Annotated in this window: 3 protein-coding genes; all 3 read right to left on the bottom strand. The window is 42.6% G+C overall.

Translation table 11 applies throughout. The features are described 5' to 3' along the window. A partial coding sequence (locus VIP81_RS19675) for a hypothetical protein (RefSeq protein WP_331965039.1) occupies positions 1 to 2,313 on the bottom strand: 2,313 nt, incomplete at its 3' end. Between the two features lie 73 nt (positions 2,314 to 2,386). After that, positions 2,387 to 3,811, bottom strand: coding sequence for a hypothetical protein (locus VIP81_RS19680; RefSeq protein ID WP_331965042.1), 1,425 nt, complete (start codon positions 3,809 to 3,811; stop codon positions 2,387 to 2,389). Between the two features lie 25 nt (positions 3,812 to 3,836). Next, entirely contained in the window at positions 3,837 to 4,838 is a 1,002-nt protein-coding gene (locus VIP81_RS19685) for a hypothetical protein (protein ID WP_331965045.1), read from the bottom strand. Positions 4,839 to 4,972 lie beyond the last annotated feature (134 nt).

The raw sequence follows: 4,972 nt of genomic DNA on the forward strand, positions 1-4,972 counted from the left end.
GCCCATTTTATATTTGTTCTGTTCAGACTGAACAATCGTAAAAGTCCCATCTATATTCCTTCGGCTGTCAATTTTAGTCAACAACTTACCATTATGCTGATCGTTGTTGGTTGCGGGTACATAGGGATATCCATAATACCCGCCCGTATTGGCCATATAACCAAAAGTGTGCTCGCTTTTACCATTCTCTCCATTTTCACCATCCAATATTGTTACCCTTTCATAAAAAATATGACCATGGTCGTTCCAAAGGGGTAGCAAACTGTTAGCACTTTGAACGACCACCTGGCAGGAAAGAACACTCACATCTATGCCAAAGTCAACTTTACGCATTGATAAGTTTCTGAAGTACTCGTACTGAGGTTTTGTTGCTGGCAAAACGCCGGAAGAATGCCCCGGAAACGAATCATTTAACGCATAGGTATATCCATATGTTTTATCACCGGAAGTCGTATAGGGGTCTTTATATGCCAGCTTTTTTATTCTCCAGCCTCCGACTATTCTACTACCTGTAAAATAACTTGTATCGGCTCTTTCATAACGTAATTCAAAAAAGCCACTATAGCTATCCCCAAATGTGTTTAGTGTAACTTTATAATTTCCAGGGCCCCAATTCACCACATCCCCGTCGGGATTACTATTTGAGAGAGAAAGGTCCTGCGTTTGCCCATTGGGCTTCAAAACGGTAATACTACAGCCCTCCTCATCGTCGGTGGGATCTGGAATTCCTCCTCCTCCGCTGGACGGTGGGCCATTTTTATACGTGTTGTAAAATACTTTCCCGGTTTTAACACCGGATGGAATGACAAATGAAATTTCTCTAACCGTAAATGGTGCCCCGCCAACATTCTCTATGACATCTGTTTTAGTAATGGACTGTTCATTGTCTATCCACACATCATTTGGTTCATATGTAAAAGTAGTGTTTCCCCCTGTAGGGTATGTCAGACTAGTCATTAGCCCGGCCTGAGAATAAACAGTATCCGGACTTCTATCCGTCCCAATAGCATCGTCTGGCCAATAGTCTTTATTTTTAGGTAAGCGGGTATTCCCTCCTGTAGTCAACCCTGTGGCATATCCCCAGTGATCCTGTGCATTGCTGAGTCTTTTAGGGAGTGCCTTTGGATTATAAGTGAACTTATATGGTGTTGCTTTGGTCCCCCCTACGCCTTCTTCGTAAACCTGTGATAACCAAAGTCTACACAAATCCGGGGCACCTATGTCTCCTTTATATTCTTGCTGAAGTACAAATTTCCTGATAAACCTGGTTTTATAATATAGTGATATATCCGTTAACGCATTCCCTCCAGGCAAATCTTTGCGGGGAATAGAGGCATAATTGAAATCCACCTTCGTACCATTTGTACAGGTAATTGATTTGATTCTGGCACCTCCAATTACATGGGTGCTGTCAAAAAATGCCCCATGAGTTATCACGTCGCCTGCCTGCAAAAGCAATTCAGGGTTTCTATCCCCGGAAACGTACTGCACCCTTGTTTCGCCTACATAATCGAGGTAAGAATAACTACGGGACTCGTAAATAAAGTTAACGGTATCTTTCGAGGGAGTAACTATCTGCGTTAAATAGTAATTGTAACTGGACCCAGCAAACGATGAACCAGTCTCTTCCCGCCAGCCGAAAACATATAATACGCCTTTCTCATTAATTATTCTCACAGCTCCATTGGCTCCAAATGGCAATACTTTTATAGGCTGAACAGGCGCAACATGAGCATCTCCGTCAGCATCCAAAAAAAACTTCCCATTTATCTCCGGTGCGCTGAAATTGAACATATCCAACTCAGGATCATTTAATCCATTTATTACGTCTATACACCAATTGTATGAAGCACCTCCATCTGGAAGATCTGGACGGAATTGTCCACCATTTGAATAGATTTCAGGTGTGATAGGATAAGTGATATATCCATTTCCCAAATCATTCTTTCCTCTTACCATGGCATTAACACTTCCTCCTGCATTAAGACTCCAATTCATCCCAACTGAAGATGCGACCTCATCTACCTTAATGCCACCGGTATGGTACTGAAGCCCAACAGGTATCGTGAGTTCTTTTAATTTTATTTCAAAAAATGGAATGCTTACAGAAGGTAGCCCGGTGTAAAGCGTTACGGGCAACTCACTGAATTTAAAAAGTGCGGCCACATCAGGCGAAGGTGGGGCCATCTTAGGGGGTGCAATACCAGCTCCGCCAGCCTGGGAAAAGAGAGGTAATGTTCTAAGGGTTAGCAAAAGAATTAGTTGAATACTAATCTGTTTGACAACGGAGATCTTTATTGCTATGGGTTTCATCTTGGAGGAAAATAATATTTACAGTCTTATAATTTATTTTACTTGTTTTAAAAGAACATTCAGCGCTTAATACCTAAAAATTATACCCCAACCTCACCTTCACCGGATCCGTTCTCGGCACATGCTGATTATACAAAAAATCAAACAACACCATCATATTCCCTTTCAGCTTACTATTAATCTTATACTTCTTGCTAACTCCTATCAATCCACTCTGTGTCCACTTCTGCCCCAGCCCTTCCGGTACGCCTGCATAATCCGGTTGATAATTCTGTTCATAGCCGCCATTCAGGAAAAAAGTGCCTTTGAGTTTCCAGTCAACGAAGGATCGAATCCCCATCCCCTGACCAGAGAAATGGATGTTATTAAACCCGGTGCCCATGCCCAGTTTATAGGAAAGTCCAATCCCTGCACTTCCGTTTTTATTAAACTTATACGCGGCCTGTCCGGCGAGGTCGCCGGTGGTAGGAAAAAACTGATTACTGCGTTGAAACTGTATGTTGCTGCCAAATTCCAATCGCTGTAAAAAGCTTTTGGTCTTCATTTCTTTGGGTTTGAAATCCGGCATTTCTGCCGCATTGTCCAGGTCAGGGAATTTACTTTTCAGCTCATCAAACCTGCTGCGGGCTTCTGCCATCTGCTGACTTACTGCGGCGCCGGCATTAGGTCCGCTGCCAATACGTTGTTGAATGAGTTGCTCCACCTGGGTACGGGTTTGTAGTCCTTCCAGGCTTTGTGCAGAGGCGGTTGCGCCTTGTATATTAAAGAGACTGGCCAGTTGCGAATGCTTTTGCATAAAGTCATTAAAGGCGGGTATCTTCTTAATAACCTCCATCGCTTTCTGTTCTGCCTTTTTCTTATCTTTAAAAACTTCTTTATACTCTTTTAGTTGCTGTGCATAATAGTAGGCTTCTTTGTTCATCTTCTGCAGATCTTTCGTAAACCCGGTATACTGCGCCAATTGTTCTTTCAGCAGCTGTTTACGTTCCCGGATATACGCCTTTATCTGCTCTGCCTGTGCGAGCTTATCTTTCAGATTATCTACGGATTTTAAAGACCCGTTTAGCTTATCGGTGATACCTTTGGATTGATCCAGCAGTCCTTTTGACTGTTTCAAAAAGGCCAGGGAGTTACCCAAACTATCAAGATATGGCCCGCCACCAGCCTGAGATAACGCACCTGAATATTTGCCCAGTTTACCTTTCATGCGCGACTTAAGACTCCCCAAAGAGTCTATGGAATGAGCAAAAAGATTATTTGCTTTCAGCGAATCTATTTTCCCCAGACGGCGCTTCATCTTCTCCTCCTGCTTCATAAAACGGCTCAACGCCTGTTCACTGCGTTTGGAAACCTCCCGCTCCATTTTATCGGATTTCTGCTTTACCTGCGAAAGATATTTTCCGGGTATAGCAGTGGCCTTTTGCATCAGACTATCCTGCGCATGAGCAGCAAAAGAGCAGAGAAACAACATCAGGAAAAAGGGACAAGGAAATTTCATGAAAGGGAGATTATGAGGCAACAGTTTACTTAGCACTTACTTTTTCTTTAAGATCCTTCACTTCATTTGTAAGAACGTTGATTTTCTTATTCATCTCGATAATGTATAGCATCTGCTCTTCTATCTTCTGTAATAGTTTTTGGTTCATTTCGCCCAGATCGATGCCGTCTTTCACTACTTCCGCAGCGCTTGGGATCTCAGGAAGATGTTGATGCATATTGATAAAATCTTCTACTTCCTGTATAGTAGGGAGTTTATAGTCAGCTGCGAAAACAAAATCTGCCCATGGGGTTACCTGCGTCACTTTCATCCTCCTTGCACCAATAGTTCCTTCCACAGCAAGTTTGTAAGGACCGGGGGTAGTCGTACCTATGCCCACGTTTCCAACATTATTAATCACCATCCTGACAGGTGCGACGCCATCAACCCTCCCTGTTTCAAAGAAAATGTTGCTGGTAGCATTAGCAGCCGAAATATGAAGGTTACGGTAACTTTCAAAAACAGCCGCCATTCTGAATGTATTTACTGAATGGCTATTACTAGCTGAACCAAGATAAATAAGTGAATTGGCCACCGCCTTATTCTCTAATTTGACAAAATTACTCTCCGTACTATCTCCGGTTTCGATGGTTAGTCTTGTTGAAGGCGTTAATGTTCCTATTCCAACATAACCATTGGGCTTAAACGTCATCCAGGGAGCCAAATAAGGACTTGCAGCATTGGTATTGCCACCAATATAACCATAGGTCAACGCTTTCCCAACGGCCAACACTCCGAATGAAAACATTTTTCCAGTTCCGCCCTGAGAGATACTGATTTCTCTGGTCCAGCTATCCGGAAAGTCAACATCCAGGTTTATTCCCCATGGATACGCCGGGGGATTAGTTAACTTGATATTGCCAGCATTAACATGCAATAAAGCACTGGGAGTAGTGGTTCCAATACCTACCGGGCCTGTGAAATTATTCTGAGCTCGTGTCTCTGAAACGAATAAAAATGCAGCGAGAAGAAGAAAATAATATTTCATAATGATTACTGGGTAAAAGGGATATCCTACTTCAAACAGACTAATAGCTACAGCTAATTTTACGCAAAGCAAGAACGAATACCGGCTAACAATAGCTGCAAAGAAAATAATTAATTGCTAACTAATCGCTACCA

Source organism: Chitinophaga sp., assembly GCF_036566945.1.
Taxonomy (GTDB): domain Bacteria; phylum Bacteroidota; class Bacteroidia; order Chitinophagales; family Chitinophagaceae; genus Chitinophaga.

What these genes read in the sequence shown, in the direction of transcription:
- VIP81_RS19680 (WP_331965042.1), bottom strand. Translation starts at nt 3,811, where the DNA reads ATGAAATTTCCTTGTCCCTTTTTCCTGATGTTGTTTCTCTGCTCTTTT.
- VIP81_RS19685 (WP_331965045.1), bottom strand. Translation starts at nt 4,838, where the DNA reads ATGAAATATTATTTTCTTCTTCTCGCTGCATTTTTATTCGTTTCAGAG.